Annotated in this window: 18 protein-coding genes and 2 tRNA genes; 2 read left to right on the top strand and 18 right to left on the bottom strand. The window is 72.3% G+C overall.

All coding sequences use genetic code 11. From position 1 onward, the window contains the following. Positions 1 to 22: 22 nt before the first annotated feature. The 13 genes from AB0J21_RS08065 to AB0J21_RS08005 all read right to left on the bottom strand — a co-directional run bounded on the left by AB0J21_RS08065 (position 23) and on the right by AB0J21_RS08005 (position 12551). On the bottom strand, positions 23 to 1123 hold the full coding sequence (locus tag AB0J21_RS08065) for a ComEA family DNA-binding protein (protein ID WP_363144998.1): 1101 nt from the start codon (positions 1121 to 1123) through the stop codon (positions 23 to 25). 129 nt (positions 1124 to 1252) lie between these two features. Continuing rightward, entirely contained in the window at positions 1253 to 2098 is an 846-nt protein-coding gene (locus AB0J21_RS08060) for a DegV family protein (RefSeq protein WP_363144997.1), read from the bottom strand. 103 nt (positions 2099 to 2201) lie between these two features. Next, positions 2202 to 2915, bottom strand: a complete 714-nt coding sequence (locus tag AB0J21_RS08055) for a hypothetical protein (protein WP_363144996.1) — start codon at positions 2913 to 2915, stop codon at positions 2202 to 2204. 196 nt (positions 2916 to 3111) lie between these two features. Further along, complete coding sequence (gene leuS / locus AB0J21_RS08050) at positions 3112 to 6036, bottom strand: leucine--tRNA ligase (RefSeq protein ID WP_363144995.1); 2925 nt, start codon at positions 6034 to 6036, stop codon at positions 3112 to 3114. Between the two features lie 425 nt (positions 6037 to 6461). Continuing rightward, positions 6462 to 6534: transfer RNA gene (locus AB0J21_RS08045), tRNA-Ala, on the bottom strand. A gap of 265 nt (positions 6535 to 6799) precedes the next feature. Then, positions 6800 to 7033, bottom strand: coding sequence for a hypothetical protein (locus tag AB0J21_RS08040; protein WP_363144994.1), 234 nt, complete (start codon positions 7031 to 7033; stop codon positions 6800 to 6802). A gap of 509 nt (positions 7034 to 7542) precedes the next feature. Continuing rightward, a tRNA-Ala gene (locus AB0J21_RS08035) sits at positions 7543 to 7615 on the bottom strand. Between the two features lie 150 nt (positions 7616 to 7765). Continuing rightward, entirely contained in the window at positions 7766 to 8419 is a 654-nt protein-coding gene (locus AB0J21_RS08030; protein WP_363144993.1) for a histidine phosphatase family protein, read from the bottom strand. Next, positions 8416 to 8901: a ribosome silencing factor gene (rsfS, locus tag AB0J21_RS08025; protein ID WP_363144992.1), complete on the bottom strand. Its 486-nt coding sequence runs from the start codon at positions 8899 to 8901 to the stop codon at positions 8416 to 8418. The genes AB0J21_RS08030 and rsfS overlap by 4 nt, the downstream gene beginning before the upstream one ends. Before the next feature lie 228 nt (positions 8902 to 9129). After that, the gene (locus AB0J21_RS08020; protein WP_363144991.1) at positions 9130 to 11148 is read right to left on the bottom strand and encodes an LCP family protein; all 2019 of its coding nucleotides are present in this window, start codon (positions 11146 to 11148) and stop codon (positions 9130 to 9132) included. A 15-nt stretch (positions 11149 to 11163) separates the two neighbouring features. Continuing rightward, positions 11164 to 11814, bottom strand: a complete 651-nt coding sequence (gene nadD / locus AB0J21_RS08015; RefSeq protein ID WP_363144990.1) for a nicotinate-nucleotide adenylyltransferase — start codon at positions 11812 to 11814, stop codon at positions 11164 to 11166. Positions 11815 to 11860: 46 nt separating this feature from the next. Continuing rightward, a complete protein-coding gene (locus AB0J21_RS08010; protein WP_363144989.1) occupies positions 11861 to 12025 on the bottom strand; it encodes a hypothetical protein in 165 nt (54 codons plus the stop codon). Between the two features lie 238 nt (positions 12026 to 12263). Continuing rightward, the gene (locus tag AB0J21_RS08005; RefSeq protein ID WP_363144988.1) at positions 12264 to 12551 is read right to left on the bottom strand and encodes a hypothetical protein; all 288 of its coding nucleotides are present in this window, start codon (positions 12549 to 12551) and stop codon (positions 12264 to 12266) included. 360 nt (positions 12552 to 12911) lie between these two features. Here AB0J21_RS08005 and AB0J21_RS08000 point away from each other — a divergent pair, with 360 nt between their 5' ends. Then, a complete protein-coding gene (locus tag AB0J21_RS08000) occupies positions 12912 to 14030 on the top strand; it encodes a M48 family metallopeptidase (RefSeq protein WP_363144987.1) in 1119 nt (372 codons plus the stop codon). Between the two features lie 58 nt (positions 14031 to 14088). Here the strand turns inward: AB0J21_RS08000 and AB0J21_RS07995 are convergent, their stop codons facing one another. The 5 genes from AB0J21_RS07995 to proB all read right to left on the bottom strand — a co-directional run bounded on the left by AB0J21_RS07995 (position 14089) and on the right by proB (position 19511). Next, entirely contained in the window at positions 14089 to 15213 is a 1125-nt protein-coding gene (locus AB0J21_RS07995; protein WP_363144986.1) for a hypothetical protein, read from the bottom strand. A 78-nt stretch (positions 15214 to 15291) separates the two neighbouring features. Then, positions 15292 to 15879, bottom strand: coding sequence for a hypothetical protein (locus tag AB0J21_RS07990; protein ID WP_363144985.1), 588 nt, complete (start codon positions 15877 to 15879; stop codon positions 15292 to 15294). A gap of 199 nt (positions 15880 to 16078) precedes the next feature. After that, positions 16079 to 17362 (bottom strand): glutamate-5-semialdehyde dehydrogenase, encoded by a 1284-nt coding sequence (locus AB0J21_RS07985; protein WP_363144984.1) that lies wholly within the window; start codon positions 17360 to 17362, stop codon positions 16079 to 16081. 221 nt (positions 17363 to 17583) lie between these two features. Further along, positions 17584 to 18054 carry a hypothetical protein gene (locus AB0J21_RS07980; protein WP_363144983.1) on the bottom strand — a complete coding sequence of 157 codons (471 nt, stop codon included), beginning with the start codon at positions 18052 to 18054 and terminating at the stop codon, positions 17584 to 17586. Positions 18055 to 18401: 347 nt separating this feature from the next. Beyond that, positions 18402 to 19511, bottom strand: coding sequence for a glutamate 5-kinase (gene proB / locus AB0J21_RS07975; protein WP_363145216.1), 1110 nt, complete (start codon positions 19509 to 19511; stop codon positions 18402 to 18404). 627 nt (positions 19512 to 20138) lie between these two features. Here proB and AB0J21_RS07970 point away from each other — a divergent pair. Next, on the top strand, positions 20139 to 22247 hold the full coding sequence (locus AB0J21_RS07970; protein WP_363144982.1) for a hypothetical protein: 2109 nt from the start codon (positions 20139 to 20141) through the stop codon (positions 22245 to 22247). Positions 22248 to 22463: the final 216 nt, after the last annotated feature.

Below are 22463 nucleotides of genomic sequence, written 5' to 3'. Positions count from 1 at the left end.
CGTACCGCCTCTCGTACGGCCGTCACAGCCGCACCTGCTCCCTGAGGTCCTCGAACCGGCGCTCGCCGATTCCGCTGACCTCTCTCAGTTCGTCCACGGAACGGAAGCCGCCGTGCTCCGTGCGGTAGTCGAGGATGCGCTGCGCCAGGACCGGTCCCACTCCGGGCAGGGCGTCGAGCTGCTCCACCGACGCGGCGTTGAGCGGCACGGGGCCGGCCGCCGCCACAAGCGCACCACCCCCACCGCCGCCAACGGCCGCACCGGACCCCGGCGTTCCCCCGCCGGGCGGGACCCCGCCGGGCGGGACCCCGCCGGGCGGCGGGGCGCCCACCCACACGAGTTCGCCGTCCACGAGAGGCCGCGCCCGGTTCAGGCCCGCCAGATCAGCCCCCTTCTCGACCCCGCCGGCCGCCTCAAGCGCGTCCTGGACACGTGAACCGGACGGGAGCCGCCGCACTCCGGGACGGCGCACCTCGCCGCCGACATCGACCACCAGGGCCTGCCCGCCCTGCCCGGGCACCGGTGCCTCCGCTTCGGGCTCCCCCGCGGGCTGTGGCCGCTTCGCCGCCCCGCCGGGTTCCTCCGAAGGGAGCAGCACCGTGCGCTCCCGCCGTTCCCCTGCGCCGCCCACGTCTCGCGGCACCTCGACCGGCTCAGGCCTGCTCGACCAGAGGTGCAGGCCCGCGAGCCCCGCAGCCACGAGGAGGACCGCCGACAGGGCGAGCACGCTCCTGCGCTCCACCGCGCACCGGGTCCTCACCCACAGCGGCAGGCGGTCCCGCACCGCCCCGGCCCACCGCGACAGCGGGGACAGCGCGGCCGGAGCGGCCACCGAGGGGGCCGGCCTCTCCCCGTCCACGTACGTACGACAGTTCTCTCCCGTACGGTCCGTGGCACGGGAGGCGGGGACGACCGCCTCGTCCGGGCCCGCGAGCCCGGGGCCCCCGCTCCTGCCGGGCAGCAGCCCTTCGAGCCGGAGCCGCAGCGCTTCACGGTCCTGCTCGCGTAACCGCCGACGCCTCGTCAGCGTGTCCGCCCGGGCGGTTCCCAGGCGCGCGGTGCCGGCGGCGGCTCGCGTGGGGCCGTACGCCGGTCTCGTCTCTTCAAGAGTTTCTCGTCCCATGTCACGGACGGTAAGGACTTTCCGGATTTCTCGCTGACGAGCGGCCATTCCTGTGGATTACTCGCCAGTTGTGGATAACTCCGTCACTCTCAGGAGTGAGGGCATCGGTGGCCGGCCACGACGGACGGCTCAGCGCGGAGAGACGACCGCGCCCAGCAGCCCGGGCCCGGTGTGCGCCCCGATCACCGCTCCCACCTCGCTGACCTGTAGTTCCACGAGCCCGGGCACCCGCTTGCGCAGGTTGTCGGCGAGCGTCTGCGCGCGGTCGGCGGCGTCGAGGTGGTGGACGGCGATGTCGACGGGGCCCCCACCGGCCTGTTCGGCGACGATCTCCTCCAGCCGGGCCACCGCCCGCGAGGCGGTCCGTACTTTCTCCCGCAGCTCGATGCGCCCGTCCACCAGCTGCAACAGCGGCTTCACGGCGAACGCGGAGCCGAGGAGCGCCTGGGCGGCGCCGATCCTGCCGCCCCGGCGCAGGTAGTCCAGCGTGTCGACGTAGAAGTAGGCGGAGGTGTCGGCCGCACGCTTCTCGGCGGCGGACACGGCCTCCTCCGCCGTCCCGCCCTCCTCCACCGCTTCGGCGGCGGCGACGGCACAGAAGCCGAGGGCCATCGCGACCATGCCGGTGTCCACGACCCGCACCGGCACCGGCGCGTCCTGTGCCGCCTGTACGGCCGCGTCATAGGTCCCGGAGAACTCCGAGGTCAGATGCAGGGAGACGATCGCGCTCGCCCCTGCTTCGGCGAGCCGGGCGTACGTCTGCGCGAACGCGGCGGGGCTGGGCCGGGAGGTGGTCACGGGCTGGTGCTTGCGGAGCGCCTGGGCCAGGGAGCGCGCGGAGATCTCGGTGCCCTCCTCCCAGGCCCGGCCGTCGAGGACGACGGTGAGGGGGACGGAGGTGATGCCGTGTCGCTCCACCGTCCGCTGCGGCAGGTAGGCCGTGGAATCGGTGACGATCGCGACATGGCGTGACATGGGCTGGAGATTACCTGTCCGGGCGGCCGGTCGGTGGCTCGGGCCCTCCGCCCGCACTCGCCGGGCGGGAGATACCGGGAGGAGTCCGGCTGTGGTGCGACGGTCAGCTCCTCCGCCGCTTCTCGCGCCGGGGCTCCTTGAGGAGCCGGTCCCAGGTGCCGGGGCTCTCCGCCCCGCTCCCGTCGAGAGCGGGTGCGGAGACCGCGTCGGCGGGCGCTCCCGACGGGTCCGCTCCGTGCGGGGGCGCGGTGGCCGGCCCGCCGGGATGGCCCGCGGAGGTCCAGTGCCGAAGAGCGCCGGCCTCCAGGTCGATCTGTTCCCGCAGATCGTCCAGCTCGTCCCCGGAGAACCGGTGGGCCCGGTCCCTCGCCGCCCAGCGCAGGGCCTCCGCCGAGTGGACGATCTGCTTCGTGCGCTCCCGCAGCGGGGCCAGCTCGACCGCGAGCCCCGTCTTGTCGGGGTCGCGTTCCAGCCGCCTGAGTTCGTCGTCCAGCCGACGGCCGTGCGTGCTCAGCCGCTCGAAGAGGGAGACGGCTTCCGCGAGACCGCCGTCCTGCGCGGCCTCGGCCGCGAGCGCGTCCTGCGTCGAGCGCATGGAGGAGCGCAGAGAAAGACGCAGCGCGGCGAGTTCCCCGACGGCGCCCGGCTGAGCGAGGGACTTGGCCTTGAGCGTGGTGTCCTCGACGGCCCGCCTGGCCTGCGAGACCGTGCGGTCCACACCCCTCTTCGCGGTGCGCGCGACGCGCACGGTCGCGTAGAGGCCGGCCACGACGCACAGCACGAAGATCAACGCGACGACGATGAGCACGGCTTCCATCGTTGCTCCTCCAGTCGGACGGCCTTCACCGGCCGTCCCTCCACCGTAAACGCCCGGGGTGTGGTCCGGGTTCCCCCGGAACCCGGACCACACCCCTAAGGGAAATCCCCTATGGACAGGATCGGTGACTGACTGTCACGATCACTCCATGACTACACAGAGTGACCATCGCCGGAGCCGACGACACCTTCCCGGCTCAGGCCGGGACGATGTTGACCAGCTTGGGGGCGCGCACGATGACCTTCCGTACCCCCGCGCCCGCGAGAGCGGCGACCACCCGCTCGTCGCCCAGCGCGGCCTTCTCCAGTTCCTCCTGCGTGATCGAGGGAGACACCTCCAGTCGCGCCTTCACCTTGCCCTTGATCTGCACGACGCAGGTCACGGTCTCGTCGACGACGTACGCCGGATCGGCGACCGGGAAGTCGTGGTGCACGACCGACTCGCTGTGCCCCAGCAGATGCCACAGCTCCTCCGCGACGTGCGGGGCCAGCGGAGCGATCATCAGCACCAGGGCCTCGGCGACGGAGCGCGGAACCGCCCCACCGGACTTGGTCAGGTGGTTGTTCAGCTCGGTGATCTTGGCGATGGCCGTGTTGAAGCGCAGCCCGTCCAGGTCGTGCCGCACCCCGTCGATCGCCTTGTGGAGCGCACGCAGCGTGTCCTCGTCCGGCTCGGCGTCCACCACGGTGACCTGCCCCGTGCCCTCGTCCACGACATTGCGCCACAGCCGCTGGATCAGCCGGAACTGACCGACCACGGCACGGGTGTCCCAGGGACGGGAGACGTCCAGCGGGCCCATCGCCATCTCGTAGAGCCGCAGCGTGTCCGCCCCGTACTCGGCACAGATCTCGTCCGGGGTGACGGCGTTCTTCAGCGACTTGCCCATCTTGCCCAGGACGCGGGAGACCTTCTCACCCTGGTAGTGGAACGCGCCGTCGCGCTCCTCCACCTCGGCGGCCGGCACCGCGATGCCTCGGCTGTCGCGGTAGACGAACGCCTGGATCATGCCCTGGTTGAACAGCTTGTGGAAGGGCTCGGCGGAGGAGATGTACCCCAGGTCGAACAGCACCTTCGACCAGAAACGGGCGTACAGCAGGTGCAGCACCGCGTGCTCGGCCCCACCGACGTAGAGGTCGACTCCGCCCGTCGGGACGCCCTCGCGCGGGCCCATCCAGTAGCGCTCCACGTCGGGGTCGACCAGCTTCTGGTCGTTGCGCGGGTCCAGGTAGCGCAGCTCGTACCAGCAGGAGCCGGCCCAGTTGGGCATCGTGTTGGTCTCACGGCGGTAGGCGCGCGGCCCGTCGCCCAGGTCCAGGGTCACGTTGACCCAGTCCTCGTTGCGGGAGAGCGGCGTCTCGGGCTCGGTGTCGGCGTCGTCCGCGTCGAAGGTGCGCGGGGAGTAGTCGTCGACCTCCGGCAGCTCCAGCGGCAGCATCGACTCCGGCAGGGAGTGGGCGATGCCGTCCTCGTCGTAGACGATCGGGAAGGGCTCGCCCCAGTAGCGCTGCCGGCTGAACAGCCAGTCACGCAGCCGGTAGTTGACGGTCCCGCGGCCGATACCGCGCTCGGTCAGCCAGGTGGTGATCCGCGCCTTCGCCTCGCTCACGCCCAGGCCGTCCAGGGAGATCTGCTCATTGGCGGAGTTGAGCAGCTTCGCGTCGTACGAGCTGAAGGCCTCGTCCCATGCGGCCGGGTCGGTCCCGCGTCCGTCGGTGGGCTCGACGACGCAGCGCATCGGCAGGTCGAAGGCGCGGGCGAAGGCGAAGTCCCGGCTGTCGTGCGCGGGCACGGCCATGATCGCCCCGGTGCCGTAGCCCATCAGGACGTAGTCGGCGATGAACACGGGTACCGGCTCGCCGGACACCGGGTTGGTCGCGAAGGCGCCGGTGAAGACACCGGTCTTGTCCTTCGCCTCGGCCTGCCGCTCGACGTCGGACTTGGCGGCGGCCTGGGCCCGGTAGGCGGCGACGGCTTCGGCGGGGGTGGCGTGTCCCCCCGTCCACGCGTCCCGGGTTCCCTCCGGCCACGCGGCCGGCACGATCGAGGCGACCAGCTCGTGCTCGGGCGCCAGCACCATGTAGGTGGCGCCGAACAGGGTGTCCTGGCGGGTGGTGAACACGGTGATGTGCTCGGCCCCGGCGGACTCGCGGCCGGTGTCCGCCGCGGAGTGCACGGGGAAGTCGACGCGGGCACCCTCGGAGCGACCGATCCAGTTCCGCTGCTGCAGCTTGATGGCCTCGGGCCAGTCCAGGCCGTCCAGGTCGTTCAGCAGCCGGTCGGCGTAGGCGGTGATGCGCATGTTCCACTGCCGCAGCTTGGCCTTGAAGACGGGGAAGTTGCCGCGCTCGGAGCGGCCGTCCGCGGTCACCTCCTCGTTGGCCAGCACGGTGCCGAGGCCCGGTGCCCAGTTGACGGGGGCATCGGAGGCGTAGGCCAGGCGGTACTCGCTCAGCAGGTCGGCGCGCTCGGCCGCGTCCAGCTCGGCCCAGGGACGACCGTCCGGAGTGGGGCGCTCGCCGGAGGCGAACTGGGCGACGAGTTCGTCGATCGGCCGGGCGCGGTCCGCCTCCGGGTCGTACCAGGAGTTGAAGATCTGCACGAAGATCCACTGGGTCCAGCGGTAGAACTCCGGGTCGATCGTGGCGACCGACCTGCGCTGGTCGTGCCCGAGGCCCAGCCGGCGCAGCTGCTTGCGCATGTTGGCCATGTTGGCCTCGGTGGAGGTCCTGGGGTGGGTGCCGGTCTGCACGGCGTACTGCTCGGCCGGCAGGCCGAAAGCGTCGAACCCGAGGGTGTGCAGGACGTTGTGCCCGGTCATGCGCTGGTAGCGCGCGTGGACGTCGGTGGCGATGTACCCCAGCGGGTGGCCGACGTGCAGTCCCGCCCCGGAGGGGTACGGGAACATGTCCATCACGTACTTCTTGGGGCGGGCCGCCAGCTCGGCGTCGCCCGCCAGGTCACCGGAGGGGTTCGGGGCCTCGTAGGTACCGTTCGCGTCCCAGAAGTCCTGCCAGCGTGCCTCGATGTCCGCGGCCAGGGCAGCCGTGTAGCGGTGCGGGGCGGTCGTCTCGGCGGCGGGGCCGGCCGCCCCGGCGGCTGCGGAGGAAATCGTCTGACTCATGGGTTCTCAAAACTCCATCGATCGCATCTGCCCCGGGAAATGAAAAATCCCCTCGCACAGGAGGGGACGCCGCGCCGATTCCGGTCTCTGTCGTGGAGTTCTCGGGAGACTCCGGTGACCGGCAGGGTTCAGCGCGGCTCGCTAAGCAGAAGGCGTACGGCACGCATGGCGTCAGGGTACCGCAGGGAACGCAGCGCCCGCACGGGCCTGCCGGCTCCCGGACGGGGGACGGCGGGTGCGGCAGCCCTCACGGCACCCCGGGCGAGCGAGACGGCCCCTTGGAGTCCGGGGCGGGCCGGGCGGCCCTGGCTGGTGGTCCGCACGCCACGAGGCGGATCGAGGCGGATCGAGGCGGATTCAATGCGACGAAAAAGCGGGCCCCCTACCGGGTGGCCCGCTTGATCTCCTCGAAGGAGGAACTGTTGTGGAGCTAAGGAGAATTGAACTCCTGACCTCCTGCATGCCATGCAGGCGCTCTACCAACTGAGCTATAGCCCCGCGCACATGTACCGCACGCTTGCTCCACGGTCTTCGTGCACTGCCTCGGGGTTCCGGTTTGTGCCGTTTCCCGTGGCGACATCGAGAACATTAGCGGGTCCTCCCGCCGTCCACCAAATCGATTCCCCGGGCGGCCCCTTTGTCCGATTTGAGCGGCCGGGGAGAGGCCCGCCAGCGCCCGGCGCGGACACCGGCGGAAACGCCAGAAGGAGGCCTCGGGCCGACCGGACACAGGCCTCAGGCCTCAGGCCTCAGACCTCAGACCTCAGGCCGAAGCGAAGGAGTAGAAACGCTTGAGCGTGCAGTGCTCGTCGAGCAGTCGGCCGTAGATCGGCTCGCCCTCAAGCTCGCGGTAGGTCTCGATCGGGTCGCCGGTGATGATCAGGGCGCGCGCGCAGTCCTCGCACCAGTACTGATAGCGGCTGCTGACGGGTTCCATGTCACGGACGATGGGCGTACCACTGCCGCACCAGTCACAGGTCCTGCGGTGAGCACCCATCCCTCAACACCGGCCAGAGTCACGGCCGGGGAGCCCGCCACCGCAGGCACAGGCAGGAACACAGGCGCGGGCGGGGCGAAAGGCGGTGGAGTCGAGAGTGCGCGTCCCGGCGCCGGGAACGCCTCGCGGCTTCCCGTAGACGTGCACAGGCATTCCGCGCTCCCTCCCGTCAGGCCCGTCCCCCTACCGGCCGTCCGATTCTGCCACGGCCACCACGGCCGGGGCAGCGGCGATGAAATACCAGTCAGGACACGGTATGGAGGGTGTCGGGCCCCTCCGGCCTCCGGACACTACCCATGAGGGAAGGGATGCATCCCCCGACTTGCCCAAGGAGAAGGATCTTGATGCGAACCTCCGGGCACCGAGCCGGCCCCTGGGCCTCAGCCCGAAGCCCGCACCGTGCCGCACTGCGCACGCGCATCCCTGCCACCCCCGTCCGCCGACGATCGGCGGGGAAACGAAACAGCCCCACCCGACACTGTCGGATGAGGCTGGATCGTCCATCACTGTGGAGCTAAGGAGAATTGAACTCCTGACCTCCTGCATGCCATGCAGGCGCTCTACCAACTGAGCTATAGCCCCGCGTGTTCTTCCCGTCCTGCGGGCCGAACAAGAAGAACTTTAGCCTGTGACCTGCCGGAAAGTGAAATCCGGTGCCGCGGCGTCCGCCACCGGCACGGACCGCTGCGGGACCGGCCCCGTGCGGGGCCGCCGACCGGCTCATGACCGAGGTCAGGTGTCGTCGCCGAGGACCGGCTCGGGCAGGGTGCCGGCGTTGTGTTCCAGCAGCCGCCAGCCGCGGGCGCCCTCGCCCAGGATCGACCAGCAGCAGTTCGAGAGGCCGCCGAGGCCCTCCCAGTGGAAGGGATCGAGACCGATGAGCCGGCCGATCGTGGTGCGGATGGTGCCGCCGTGGCTGGCGACCACGAGGGTGCCGTCCCGCGGAAGCTTCTCGGCGTGGCGAAGGACGACGGGGGCCGCCCGGTCGGCGACCTCGGTCTCCAGTTCGCCGCCGCCCCTGCGGACCGGTTCGCCGCGCTTCCACGCCGCGTACTGGTCGCCGTGCCGGGCGATGATCTCGTCGTGGGTCAGCCCCTGCCAGTCACCCGCGTAGGTCTCACGCAGTCCCTTGTCGTGGGTGACGGTGAGGCCGGTCACGGCGGCCAGTTCGTCGGCGGTGGCGACGGCCCGGCCCAGGTCGGAGGCGATGATCGCGTCCGGGTTGAGCGAGGCGAGCAGCCGGGCCGCGCGGCGCGCCTGGGAGACGCCGGTCACCGTCAGGGGGACATCGGTGTCGCCCTGGAAGCGGCGCTCCAGGTTCCAGGCGGTCTGGCCGTGCCGCCAGAGGATGATCCGGCGGCCCCTCGGCTCGGTGGCTGCGGTCACCGCACCCCTCCGTCGAGCTCCACTCCGTCGAAGTTCTGGTACTCGGGGTAGTCCTCGGACGCCTCTTCGGCGACGGAGCGCTGGGCCGCGTACTCGGCGGCCTTGCCGCGCGTGGCCTTCGCCTCGGCGGGCAGGTCGATCTCGGGGCAGTCCTTCCAGAGCCGTTCGAGCGCGTAGAAGACCCGCTCCTCGGCGTGCTGCACGTGCACGACGATGTCGACGTAGTCGAGCAGGATCCAGCGGGCGTCGCGGTCGCCCTCGCGGCGGACCGGCTTGGCGTCGAGCTCCTTGGAGAGGCGCTCCTCGATGGCGTCGACGATCGACTTGACCTGGCGGTCGTTGGGGGCGGAGGCCAGCAGAAAGGCGTCCGTGATCGACAGCACATCGCTGACGTCGTAAGCGATGATGTCGTGGGCGAGCTTGTCGGCGGCGGCCTGGGCGGCGGCCTTGATCAGCTCGGTGGAGCGGTCCGTAGCGGTCACTGCACAGCTTTCGGGTAGGAGGACAGTCCCTCCCAGGGTCTCACGCTCCGGACGTGCGCCTCCCGCCCGTTTCGGCGGGCGGCACACAGGGGCCACGGGAGCGGGCAAACGGGACCGGGGCCCACCGGATGTCCCCGGTAGGCCCCGGCACGTGGGACCCGGCGCATGGGCCCCGAGGCAGGCACACCACTGAGTGGCTCCGGTCGCCCGCGCGCCCCGTCGCTCCGCTCAGTCCGCCTCGGGCTTGTAGTCGGAACCGAGGACCACCGACACGTCGCCGTTGGTGACCTTGCCCTGAGTGACGACGGAGTCCGGGAGGCCCAGGGTCCGGGCGACCTCGACGGCCTGCTCCTTGCTCTTCGCGTCGGCGTAGAGCACCCGCGAGTCGGCGACCGTGCCGGTCGTGCTGCCGTCGAGGAAGGTGTAGCCGCCGTTGAGCAGGGTGACCCGGGCCTTCTGGGTGGCGGACTTGTCGCCGGTCGCGTTCTTCACGCCGACCCGGATGCTGTCCGAGGCCCCGTCCGGGGCGGGCTTCACGGTGCCGCCGAGCACGTCCTTGACGATGTCCTCGGTCGTGGACTCGCTGAGGGAGCCGTCGCCGCGCACCGACAGGACCTTGGAGCTGTAGTCACCGGCCTTGGCCAGTCCGGACAGCTTGGCGAGGAAGGCGCCCAGGTCCTTCTCGGTGAGGGAGGGGTCGAGGATCTGGGCCAGCGACTGGACCGTGACCGTGGCGGACTTGGGGTCGCTGGAGATCTTGCGCAGCACTCCGCGCATGACGTCCCCGAAGCGCTTGAGCTGGGCGCTCTCCGGTTCACCGGGCGCCCGGTAGGTCGCGTACGCGACGGCCATCGCCCCGCTCAGGCTCTGTGCCCGCCCCTTGTGGACGAGCGGTTCCGCGTCCTTCTTGGTGTCCGGGACGTCGGTGTCGGTGTCGACCTCGATCGAGCCGACGAGTTCCACGAGGTTGTTGAGGTACGGGGTGTCCAGCCGCCAGGTGCCCTGGATGTCCGTGCCGAGCAGTCCGTCGAGCGCCTCGCCGGTGCCGCTGGAGCCGTCGTCGTCCACGGACTTGCCGAGCGTCGTCGGGTTGCCGTCCTCGTCGCTGAGCGCGAGGTCGTTGGGCAGCAGGACGCCCGTTCCGCGCTTCGTCGTGGTGTTGTCGACCAGCAGCATGGTCGAGGTACCGCTCTTCTTCGTGTTGTGCAGGTGGACGACGATCACGTCGCGCTTCTGCGGGCCCGTCGCGTCGGCGCCGCCGCCGGCCGGACTCGACGTGCCGGGAAGCTTTCCGGCGTACCAGAGGTAGCCCACGCCTCCCACCACGACGAGCGCGAGGACGACGACCAGGGCTATGACCCGGCTGCGCCCCCTTCGCCTGGCCTCCTCGCGGCGTTCGGTGCGGCTCTCGGTGAACTTGAGCCAGTCGATGACGTCTTCGGACTGCTCCGTGGGCTCCTCGATGAAGGAGAACATCTCGGTGCGGTAGTCGCGCGCCTCTTCGTCGGTGTCCGTGGCCGAACCGGCGGAACCCGTGGAACCGGCGGAACCGGTGCGCCCTCGCTTCGTCGGCGCGAAGGACTCGGCGGCGCCTGCGGCCGGGCCGCCGCCCGCTGTACCGCCCCCCGTCCCAGGGGAACCCGCGTACCCGGGCTCCTGGAGCCCGGCCTCCGGATCACGCGTCCCTGCGGGGGGCCCGGCGGCCCCGGAATGCGGCCCGTTCGCACCCTCCTGCCGGGCCCCGGCCCCGCCGGTGTCGCCCTCCCGGCCGTAGGGGGTGCCGGGGCCGTTCCCGTACGGCGCGTCGCCGGGGCCGCTCCCGTAGGGCGGCGTGCCCTGGGCCGGGACCTGGTGGCCGTACGACGTCCCGTAGGACGGTCCGTACGACTCGTACCCCTCCTGTCCCCCGTACCGCGCGCCCTGTTGTCCGGTCCCGTACGGGTCGTACGAGGAGCCGTAGGAGTCCTGCGGGGGCGGTCCGGGCTGCTGGGGAGGTACTCGGGGCTGCTGCCCGGTGGCGTAGGGGTCGTAGCCCCCCTGGCCGCCGTCGTAGCCCCCCTGGCTTTCGTACCCCTCGGGTCCCCCGTACTGCGGGCGCCGGTCCTGTACGCCGGTCTGGGACTGTCCGGGGGGCGGGACCTGCTGGTAGACCGGGCGGCCGTACTCGTCGTAGCCGACGATCTCGTAGCTGTCGGCCCCGTAGTCACCGCCGTCGTACGGCGGGTACGGGTTGTCTCGGTCGTTCACCGGTGCCCCTCTCGGCTACTCGCCGCGGTACAGCTCTCGCTTGTCGATGTAACGCACCACGCCGTCCGGCACCAGATACCAGACCGGAGCCCCCTTGGCGACTCGCGCCCGGCAGTCCGTGGAGGAAATGGCCAGCGCCGGGACCTCCACGAGGGAGACGCCGCCCTCCGGGAGCCCGGCGTCGGTGAGCTGGTGGCCGGGACGGGTCACGCCGATGAAGTGGGCGAGGGAGAACAGTTCCTCGGCGTCCCGCCAGGTCAGGATCTGTCCCAGGGCGTCGGCCCCGGTGATGAAGAACAGTTCGGTACCGGGGTTGAGCGCGCGCAGATCACGCAGGGTGTCGTTGGTGTACGTCGGTCCGCCGCGGTCGATGTCGATCCGGCTGACCGAGAACTGCGGGTTCTCCGCCGTCGCGATGACCGTCATGAGGTAGCGGTCCTCGGCGGGGGTGACCTTCTTGTGGCTCTTCTGCCAGGGCTGGCCGGTGGGGACGAAGACGACCTCGTCCAGACCGAACTGCGACGCGACCTCGCTCGCGGCCACCAGGTGGCCGTGGTGGATCGGGTCGAAGGTGCCGCCCATGACGCCGAGCCGGCGTTTCACGGTGCTGATCGTGCCGCCTGCCGGACTGCTGACCGGGCCAGTGGGCATGTCCTGCTCTCCCATGCGTGCAGAGCCTACTGTCCCGGTCTCCCGGCCCCCGCAGCGCGGTTCAGCGGTCGCGGTTGAAGCGGGTGGTGATCCACAGCAGCAGGAGAAGCGCGATGAACGCGCCGCCGCCGGTGACGTACGGGCTGAGGCTTTCGTGGTTGCCGCCGTGTTCGCCCCCCTCGGCAGCGAGGGTGACCAGCTGGGCAGCGGTGCTGTGGAGGCTCATCGTCGGCAGGACCTATCCGGTGGTGGGGGCGGGCAGTAACTTGTGGCCCATCGTAAGCGGGGCCCTCGCGGCTGCTCACGCCGACTCAGGTGTCCTGCCGCGCGGGTCGGCCGAATGCCGACGGCCCGTCACGGCTCCGGCGCGTGGCGACCGGTGCGCCAGACGGCTCCGGGCGGCCGGAGCGCCGGTGCGGGCGCGGCGGGCGTGCTCGCCCCGCCGGACCCGGCGGGGGTGCGGCTCAGTCGTCCGGTCCGGCCGTCGTCCCGGGCTCCGCCGTCGCGGCGGCGGACCGCGCGGTCGCCTGCCCGGGGACGGGGCCGGGGTCGGCGGCGGTACGGGGGGCCTCGTCCGGCGCGGGCTCCTCGGTGCCGCCGGGCGGCCTGCGGTAGCCGTGGAGCAGGAGCCAGGCCATGAAGACCGCGCCCAGGATCATGACCACGAGCAGGATGCGCAGGAAGTTACCGGCCCCCGGTTGGTCCGAGACCACCGCCAGCAACGTGGTGCCGCTGTGCCCTGTGTACGCCATGAGGGTGACTCCTTCGGTGTGCTGCGCACCCACGGTAGACCGCGACGGATGGATCGCTCCGGCCGCCCCGCCCCACTTTTCCTTTCCATGACCTCCATGACCTCCCTGACCTCCCTGAACTCCACGACCTCCCTGACCCGGGCACCGCGGCCGCCCTCCCTCCGCCTCCGGAGCCTTCATCTTTGAGCCGGAGCCCGAGCCGGAGCCGGAGCCGGACTCCGAGCCGTAGCCGTAGCCGCCGGAGACGGGCTGTCCTGTTCGATGCCTCTCCGCTGTCGGCGGTGCCGTCTAGGGTGGGAGGGCTCCCGGGGCGTGCGGCGCTCCCGGGGCGGCCGGTACGACGCGACCAGGGGGACCGCGATGACGGACAGCCAGCACACCCACGTACCCGCGCGCGAACGCCGGGCCTTCCCGGGGATCTCGGCCCGGGCCTACGAACATCCGGCGGACCGCTCGGCCCTGGTGGCGCTGCGGCGGCTGACCGGTTTCGACACCGTCTTCAAGGCACTGAGCGGTCTGCTGCCCGAGCGCAGTCTGCGGCTGCTGTTCCTTTCGGACTCGGTGCGCGTGGGCGAGGAGCAGTTCGCCCATCTGCACCTGATGCTCACGGACGCGTGCCGCGTCCTGGACCTGGAGAAGGTCCCGCCGATGTACGTGAGCCAGGACCCGCGGCCGAACGCGATGTGCGTGGGGATGGACGAGCCGATCATCGTGGTGACCACGGGCCTCGTCGAGCTGTTGGACGAGGAGGAGATGCGGGCCGTCGTGGGCCACGAGGTGGGGCACGCGCTGTCCGGCCACTCCGTCTACCGCACGATCCTGCTGTTCCTGACCACGATGGCGCTCAAGGTCGCGTGGATCCCGCTCGGCAACGTCGCGATCATGGCGCTCGTCACCGCGCTGCGCGAGTGGTTCCGCAAGTCCGAGCTGTCCGCGGACCGGGCGGGTCTGCTGGTGGGTCAGGATCTCGGCGCCTCGATGCGCGGGCTCATGAAGATCGCCGGCGGCAACCATCTGCACGAGATGAACACCGAGGCGTTCCTCAAGCAGGCCGAGGAGTACGAGGCGGGCGGTGACCTGCGGGACTCGGTCCTGAAGATCCTCAACGTGCTGCCGCGTTCGCACCCGTTCACCACGGTCCGGGCCGCGGAGCTGAAGCGCTGGGCCGCGACCCGCGACTACCAGCGGATCATGGACGGGCACTATCCGCGCCGGGACGAGGACCGCACGACCTCGGTCGGTGAGTCCTTCCGGCAGTCGGCGAGCAGTTACGCGGAGGACGTCCGCACGAGCAAGGACCCGCTCATGAAGCTGGTCTCCGATCTCGCGGGCGGGGCGGGCGATCTCGGCGGGAAGGTCCGGGACCGCTTCGGCGGCTTCGGCGGCCGGCGCGGTTCCTCCGACGAGGGCGGCGGGGCCCCGGGCGAGGGCAAGGAAGGCCGCGACGGCTCCTGGGGCGACGGCGCGACGGACGGCTGAGGACGGCCCGCCCCGCGCGGCTCCGCCCCAGCCCACCGGCCACAGCGGGTCGCCCCGCTCACCCCGCCCGGTGCCCTCCTGGCAGGACCGGCTGGGCAGCGTCCGCGAGCGTCCCGCACAGGGCGGCGGAGCCGTCCGGGGCGTAGGGGTTGGTGCCCTCCGAGGGGCCGCCGCTCGTGGCCTTGTGCCCGGCCAGGACCGGCCGGAGCCGGCTCGCGGAGTCGGCGGCGCAGTCCAGCGGTCCGGCCTGGAGCGAGGAGATCAGCAGCTCGGTGCGGTGGCTGCGCAGATCCGTCGGGTCGAAGCGGAAGTGCATCTCCCGTCGCACGGTGAGCAGGGAGGCCAGGCCCGCCGCGGCCGGGTCCTTGCCCCCCGCGCCGGCCTCGCGCGCGTCCGCCCCGGCCGGCCGGACGGCGTAGGCGAAGGTGTGGTCCGAGGTGATCTCTAGCATCCCGCCCCGTTCCTCGAAGCGCACCGTGCCCTGGACGCGGGCCGGGACGTGCGGGTCGGCGAGGACCGCCTGGTGGGGGTCGAGCCGGGTCAGCCAGCCGGTCGCCGCGTGCCGGCCGTCGGCGCGGGGGCGTTGCAGGCTGTGGTCGAACTGGTCGAGCTGACGGGAGTCCAGCAGCATGCGCACCCGGCGGTCGCTGCGGCCGGACAGCACCTGCGGGTCGAGCGAGGAGCGGACCAGGTAGTCCTTGGCGATGGTCAGCGCCGACTGGACCTGGACCTGCGTGTAGTGCTCGGTGGCGCGCGGGGTCGGCAGCGTGATGCCGGCCGCGCCCACCCCGAAGGAGGCCGCGGGGCTGTGCGCGTAGAGGCTCCTCACGTCGGCCACGCCGGGGACGGTGTCCTGCGGGACGAGAGGGATGACGGTCGTGCGCAGCGGTTCGGCGCGCCGGGCGGAGGGGGAGTTCGCGGTGACCTCGCCCGTGCGCACGCCCATGAACACGGCGGTGCCGAAGGCCAGGGCGATGAGGACCACGAGCACGACCAGCTGCCGGTTGAGCCCCCGGCCGACGCGGCGGCGGACGGCGGGGGCGTGCTCGCGCAGCCGCTCGTTGGCGGAGAACTCCTGGAGCCGGGCAGCGTTGACGAACGATTCGTCGAAGACGACGGACCGGTACTCTTCCTCGCTCCCCTCGGGGGGTATGCCCTCGGGGGGTTCCGCTGCCCCTGCCATACCTTCAGAGTAGGTCCCCGCGGGTGGCGGTAAACGCGGCGGTGGGGGTCGGCTTCCGGCCGGACCGCTGCGCGCGGCTCAGGGCGTGCGGGGCGCGGCGGAGGCCACGGGACGGGAGTGGCCGGGTGAGGCGGAGGGTGCTTCGGCGGAGGAGAGGGCGCTCTGTTCGGCGCCCTGCTCGACGCCGGTCGGGGCGGGGGGCCGCACGCCGGGGTCCTTCGGGTCCGAGGCTCCCCGGTAGACGGCGGAGACGGCGAGGGCCACCATGCCGACCCCGAGCAGCAGGGCGAGCATCCAGGCGACCGGCCGGTGCCAGCGGATGCGGCCGCTGTGGCCGCCGAACCGCCGGTGACCGCCGTCGCGGTACTCGTCGTACTCCTCGCCGACGTCGTAGGCGGCGTACGGGTCGTGGCCGCGGTCCTCGCCGGCCGGGCCGAATCCGGGCCCTTCCTCGTACTCCCCGTCCGGGGTGCGGCCCCGGGCGCGGGCCTTGGCCTCCGCCTCGGCGCGGGCCTCGGCGGCGGCGAGCAGGCGCTCCACGGCGGAGGGCTCGTGGATACGGGCGCCCCGTACGAAGTCCTCGTCGAAGACCACGGCGGCGAACTCCTCGTCCGCTCGTCCGTGGTCGCGGTCGTCGTCGGGCTCCCTGCCGTCCGGAAACGGCATGCCCCCCACGTCCTCCGGCACGCGTCCAGAGTAGACCGGGGCGGGCGATTTGGGCAGGGCGTCGGGGAATTATCCGGGCGTCCGGTGCCTGGGCCGAAAGAGGGGAGCTTGCTCCTTCCGGGGGACGGCCCGGGGACCGGCCGGGGCTGCCGGGCGGGCCGTGCGCCCCGGCGGCCGCCGGGGCACCGGTACGCGCCGGTCAGCGCACGTGGCCGTCGCCGGTGACGATGTACTTGGTCGAGGTCAGCTCCGGCAGGCCCATCGGCCCGCGGGCGTGCAGCTTCTGGGTGGAGATGCCGATCTCGGCGCCGAAGCCGAACTGCCCGCCGTCGGTGAAGCGGGTCGAGGCGTTGACCGCGACCGTGGTCGAGTCGACCAGCCGGGTGAAGCGGCGCGCGGCGGCCTGGGAGTTCGTGACGATGGCCTCGGTGTGCCCGGAGGACCACAGCCGGATGTGGGCCACGGCCCGGTCCAGGCTGTCCACGACGCCCGCGGCGATGTCGTACGACAGGTACTCGGTCTCCCAGTCCTCGGGGGTCGCGGGGACGACCGCGGCGCCGGAGCCCTCGGCGTGGGCGAGGACCCGGTCGTCGCCGTGCACCGTGACCCCGGCCTCGGCGAGGGCCGCGAGGGCCTTCGGCAGGAAGGCGGGCGCGATGTCCTGGTGCACGAGGAGGGTCTCGGCCGCGTTGCACACGCTGGGGCGGCTCGCCTTGGAGTTGACGAGGATCTCGACGGCCATGTCCACGTCGGCGTCCGCGTCGACGTACACGTGGCAGTTCCCGGTGCCGGTCTCGATGACGGGCACGGTGGAGTTCTCCACGACGTTGCGGATCAGCTCGGCGCCGCCGCGCGGGATGAGCACGTCCACCTGGCCCCGGGCGCGCATGAGTTCGGTGACCGACTCGTGGTTGTCGCCGGGGACGAGCTGGACGGCGTCGGCGGGCAGTCCGGCGCCGCCGATCGCGTCCCGCAGCACCCGGACGAGGGCCGTGTTCGACTCGCGGGCCGAGGAGGAGCCGCGCAGCAGGACCGCGTTGCCCGACTTCAGGCACAGCGCGGCGGCGTCGACGGTGACGTTGGGGCGGGCCTCGTAGATGATGCCGACGACGCCGAGCGGGACACGGACCTGACGCAGGTCGATCCCGTTGGGCAGCGTCGACCCGCGCACGACCTCGCCGACCGGATCGGGCAGCGCGATGATCTCCCGTACGTCGGAGGCGATGGCGCGGACCCGCTCGGGGTTCAGGCTCAGCCGGTCGACGACGGACTCGGCGGTGCCCTTCTCCCGGGCCAGGGCGACGTCCAGCGCGTTGGCCTCGACGATCTCGGCGGCCCGTACCTCCAGGGCGTCCGCCATGGCGAGCAGTACGTCGTCCTTCACCGACCGCGGCAGCGCGGCGATATCGGTGGCCGCGGCCCGCGCGCGGTAGGCGGCCTGGGCGACGGGAGACATCGTGTCGTACGGGGAGAGGGAGGTCATGGGGGAAGCGTAGCGGCGCGCGCCCGGGCCCCGGCCGATGTTCCGGGGGCCGAGACACGCACGGGGGACGGCCCGGGGGCGGGCCGCCCGCACGTGCGGACTCCCGAGCGCACCGGCCTCCGCGGGCTCACCGGCGCGCAGTCCCCGCAGCGCACGGGCTCACCGGCGCGCGGGCCCCGCGGCGCACAGGCCCTGCCCCGCACGGCCCACCGGCACACGGCTCAGAACGGGTGCACACCCACCGGTGCCACCGGCAGCGGTCCGGCGCCCTCGGCGACGCGGTGGTGGTAGGTCTCCCGGTCGACGACCTCCAGGCCGACGATCTCCCAGGGCGGCAGCCTGGCGGTCAGCCGGTGCTCTCCCCACAGCCGCAGCGCGACGGCGGCGGCGTCGTGCAGGTCGCGGGCCTCCTCCCAGTACCGGATCTCGGCGTGGTCGGCGGCGTACCTGCTGGTGAGGAGGAAGGGGTGGTCGTGGGCGAGTTGCTCCAGAGCGCGCCGCAGGTCGGCGAGCGGGGCCTTCTCACCGGAGACGCTGAGCGTCACGTGCCACAGTCTGGGGAGTTGTTCGGGTTCGGGGTGGACGGTGTGGTCCCCGTCCGGCTCGGTCGTGGCGCGTTCACGCCGGCGAATGTCGGTGCTCCTGACACTCGTGAGTGCCCGGGGCCGCGCCCCGGGGTGCGCTCGTGCCACCACGGCCTCCCTCGTACCGGCGTCCTCGGCCCGGTCCCTGCGCCGGACCTCGGCGGACCTTCGGGTACCGGGACACGACGGACCGCCGTAACACAGTGGAACAGGCCGGGCGGCGCCATGGGGCCGTTTCCCGGAAGGTCCCTCGCGCGGGGTGAGCGCTTTCGGCCGTTCGGTACGGCCGCGTGCCGGGTTCGCTCCCCCGGCGCGAGACCCTGCGTACAGCTGTACGCGTCGCGCGCCGGTGTGCGCGGCCGTCCTGGTACTCCGGTGGACGGCCGGCTACGGCGGAGGACGCAGTCAGCCCGGTCCGGAACGGCACGGAGCACGGGGTCGCGGACCACCCGGGCTCAGGGCCGGCGCAGCAGGACGAGGTCGTCGCGGTGGACGACCTCGCGCTCGTACTCGGGGCCGAGTTCCTTCGCGAGTTCCCGGGTGGAGCGGCCGAGCAGCCGGGGCAGTTCCTCGGCGTCGTAGTTGACGAGTCCCCGGGCGACGGGCCGGCCGCTGGGGTCGCGCAGTTCGACGGGGTCTCCCGCGCTGAACCGGCCCTCGACGCCGACGATGCCGGCGGGCAGCAGCGAGGCGCTGCGGTACTCGACGGCCCGCACCGCGCCCTCGTCGAGGCTGAGCGCGCCCTGCGGGGTGGAGGCGTGCTGCAGCCACAGCAGCCGGTCGGCGTAGCGGCGTCCCGTGGGGTGGAAGTAGGTGCCGGTGTCCCGGCCCGCGAGGGCTTCGGCGGCGCGGACCGCCGAGGTCAGGACGACGGGGATGCCGGCCGCCGCGGCGATCTGCGCGGCCTCGACCTTGGTGACCATGCCCCCGGTGCCGACCCCGGCCTTGCCGGTGCTGCCGATCTCGATCCCGGCCAGGTCGGCGCGGGTGCGCACCTGCTCGACCCGGGTGCTGCCGGGCCGTGCGGGGTCGCCGTCGTAGAGCCCGTCGACGTCGGAGAGCAGGACGAGGAGGTCGGCGTGGACGAGGTGGGCGACGAGGGCGGCGAGCCGGTCGTTGTCCCCGAAGCGGATCTCGTCGGTGGCGACCGTGTCGTTCTCGTTGACGACGGGCAGGGCGCCCATGGTCAGGAGCTGGTCCAGGGTGCGGTAGGCGTTGCGGTAGTGGGAGCGGCGGCTCGTGTCGGCGGTGGTGAGCAGGACCTGCCCCACGCGCACGCCGTAGCGGGCGAAGGAGGCGGTGTACCGGGCGACCAGCAGCCCCTGCCCGACGCTCGCGGCGGCCTGCTGGCGGGCGAGGTCGCGGGGGCGCTCGCGCAGCCCGAGGGGGGCGAGCCCGGCGGCGATGGCGCCGGAGGAGACGAGGACGACGTCCCGGGTGCCGGGAGTCCGGGCGGCGGCGAGCGCGTCCACGAGGGCGTCGACCCGGTCGGCGTCGAGTCCGCCGGAGGCGGTGGTGAGAGAGGAGGAGCCGACCTTGACGACGATCCTGCGGGCCTCGGTCACGCGTTGCCTCGCGGCCGTGCGCACGGGGGCGGTCAGCGCCCGGTCCGCCGCCACGCCCTGTCCCCTTATATGTCCTGGTTCCGTTCCCTGACCCGGCTGCGTCCTGCCGTCCGGTCCGTAGGGTCCCGCCGCCGCTCCTCGCCTTCCCGCTGACACGCGCCCTTCCCCTGTTCTGCTCGTCTGTTCCGCGCTCGTTCTTTCCTGCCGTGCGTCCCGCAATCTACGGGAGCGGCGGCGGGAGGCAGCGGGGTATTTCGCCTGCTGGACGGGGTGCCCGGCGGTGATGTGAACAAGCGATCGACCTGCCGTGAGGGTCTGGACACTACGTGCGATACTCATGCCCCGTCAGCAGTAATCTTTTCCCACTCTTGTCATTCTCGTGCCGTGGAGTGACGGGAGGCGCGTGGAATGGTGGAGTGACCTTGTCCACAGGCATGCAGACGCTCACTGCGGGCAGACAGGCCCCGGTCGCCTTCGTCGGCTTCCCCCACAGCAGCGATGTCGACTCCCTCACAGCCGGTACCTGGGCTACGGCTTTACCGTTGTCCCTGCCGGCCGCCCTCGCGCGGAGTGCCTCTCTCCTGCCCTCTCACCTACCCGCCGATCCGAGTCCCTGGAGTCTGAGTAGTGCCCCCCACCTACCGCCACCTCCGTAGTCAGGCCGGTCGACTCCTGACTACCGGGGTTCTGGCCCTGTCCTTCGTCGCTCTGGCGCTGGGCGCCCTGCTGCCGCAGACCGCTCTGCTGGTCGCGGCGGCCTCGGTCGGGCTGGCCGTCGAGCTGATCATGCATCGCTGGCAGAAGCCGGCCCTGGCCACGCTCACCCGGCTGCGGGCCGACGTCACCCTGCGCCAGGTACTGCGCGATCTCCTGCTGGTCGTGGGGCTGGTGCGGATCGACGACATCGCTCAGGACGGCTACTACCTGACGGTGGTGTGCGGGCTCCTGCTCGTCTACGCGCTGCACTCCGTCTCGCAGGCCGGGGCGATCCTGGTGCGCCGGTCCAGGACGCTGCCCTTCGCGACCCGCAACATCGACACGAGCGGTCTGCGGCTGACCCCGGCCCCCCCGGCGCTGCTGCTGCGCCGTCCCGGGCACCGGCTGCTCGGCTTCGGGCTGCCGGCCACGGTCGGGCTGATCGTCATGGCCGGGGCCGACGCGCCGGCCGCCGGGGTCGCGGGCCTCGCGGTGTCCCTGCTGCTCTCGGTGGCGGGCCTCGTACGCCTGCTCGTGCACCTGCTGCCCTCGCGGCGGGCGCTGGGCGACGAGCAGGCGCTCGCCTGGCTCGACAACTGGCTCGCGGACTACCGGCCGACCACCGGGATGTACTTCTCGGGCGGCGCCTCCTCCGCGTACCAGGCCAACATGTGGCTCGAACCGCTGGCCGGCCTGGAGGGCCGTCCGCTGATCGTGCTGCGCGAGCGGTTCATGGTGCAGAAGATCGGCGCGACGGACCTGCCGATCCTGTGCCTGCCGAAGGTCGCGCACCTCATGCGCCTTGAGCACTCGACGCTCAACACGCTGCTCCACCCGGCGAATTCGGGCAAGACCTCGCAGGTCCTGCGCATTCCGTCCATCAAGCACGCCTTCGTCAACCACGGCGAGAGCGACAAGCTGTCGAGCTGCAACCCGTACGCGAAGGCGTACGACGAGGTGTGGGTCGCCGGTCCCGCCGCCCGCGAGCGGTACGCCCTCGCCGACGTCGGCGTCGACGACCGGGACATCGTGGAGATCGGCCGTCCGCAGCTGCGGGGCATCGACCCGGCGAAGGGCGCCCCGGGCTCCGTCACGACGGTGCTGTACGCCCCCACCTGGGAGGGCTGGGACGGCAATCCGGGCAACACCTCGGTCATCGAGGCGGGCGAGAACATCGTCCGCGAGCTGCTCGCCGACCCCGGGGTCCGCCTCCTCTACAAGCCGCACCCGATGACCGGTTCGGTGGACCCGCGCGCGGGCGCGGCCGACCAGCGCATCCAGGCCATGATCGAGCAGGCGGGTGCCGCCCAGGGCCCCTCGGGCACGGCCTCGGCCGAGCTGGACCGCCTCACCGCGGAGCTGGACCGGCTGACCGCCGCGGACTACCGCCGGGGCGCCGACGAACTGGAGCGGATGCTCGTCCAGGGCACCCCGCGCGAGGGTCGCAGCCTGGCCGTCACCCGGGCCACCGAGGAGTGGGAGACCGCCTACTGGGCTTCACTGCCCGAGGGCCGCCACCAGATCATCACCGGCCCGCGACCCTCGCTGTACTCCTGCTTCAACCAGGCGGACCTGCTGATCAGCGACGTCTCCAGCGTCGTGTCCGACTACCTGGCCAGCGGAAAGCCGTACGCGGTGGCGAACACCTCGGGGGTGGGCGAGGAGGAGTTCCGCATCGGCTTCCCGACCGTGGGAGCGGCGACCATCCTGACCCCGGACGCGCAGGGAGTGCCCGCGCTGCTGGCGGCCGTCCGGGATCCCTCCCTCGACGAGTTCACCGAGGACCGGATCCAGCTGAAGGAGCGGCTGCTCGGCCCTTCCGAGCCCAGCTCTCAGGTGCGTTTCGGCCGGGCCGTCACGGCGCTGTCGGCAGCGGCCGACGCCCGCCGGGTGCGGATGGCCGACCGCGACACCGCCGCCGTGACCACGCTCGTCCCCTCCCAGCCCCCGGCCAGGGCGGTCAGCCGCCGCGCCGAGGCCGAGGAGGCTCAGGCGGAGTTCGCCTCGGAGGCCGAGGCCCTGGAGACGACGGCGGACTGAACCTTCCGCACACCGCGCCCACACGCCCGGGCTCTCGGCGAACCGCCGTGAGCCCGGGCGTTCTTCTGTCCGTTCGGGCCCCGGGCCGGAGCGTCGGCCCTTCTCCTCCCCTGCGCCGGCGCGGTCCGGCGCTTCCCCTCTCCTTCTGCATGAGTGAGCTGAATCACCCACACGAATTCACGCCACCAGTGATCACCTTCGACCATTTAAAGCAGC

Origin of the sequence: Streptomyces sp. NPDC049954, assembly GCF_040656295.1 — a bacterium.
In the GTDB taxonomy this organism is placed as follows: domain Bacteria; phylum Actinomycetota; class Actinomycetes; order Streptomycetales; family Streptomycetaceae; genus Streptomyces.
The sequence above is the reverse complement of the archived record's forward strand: the minus strand, read 5'-3'. Positions and strand labels throughout refer to the sequence as shown.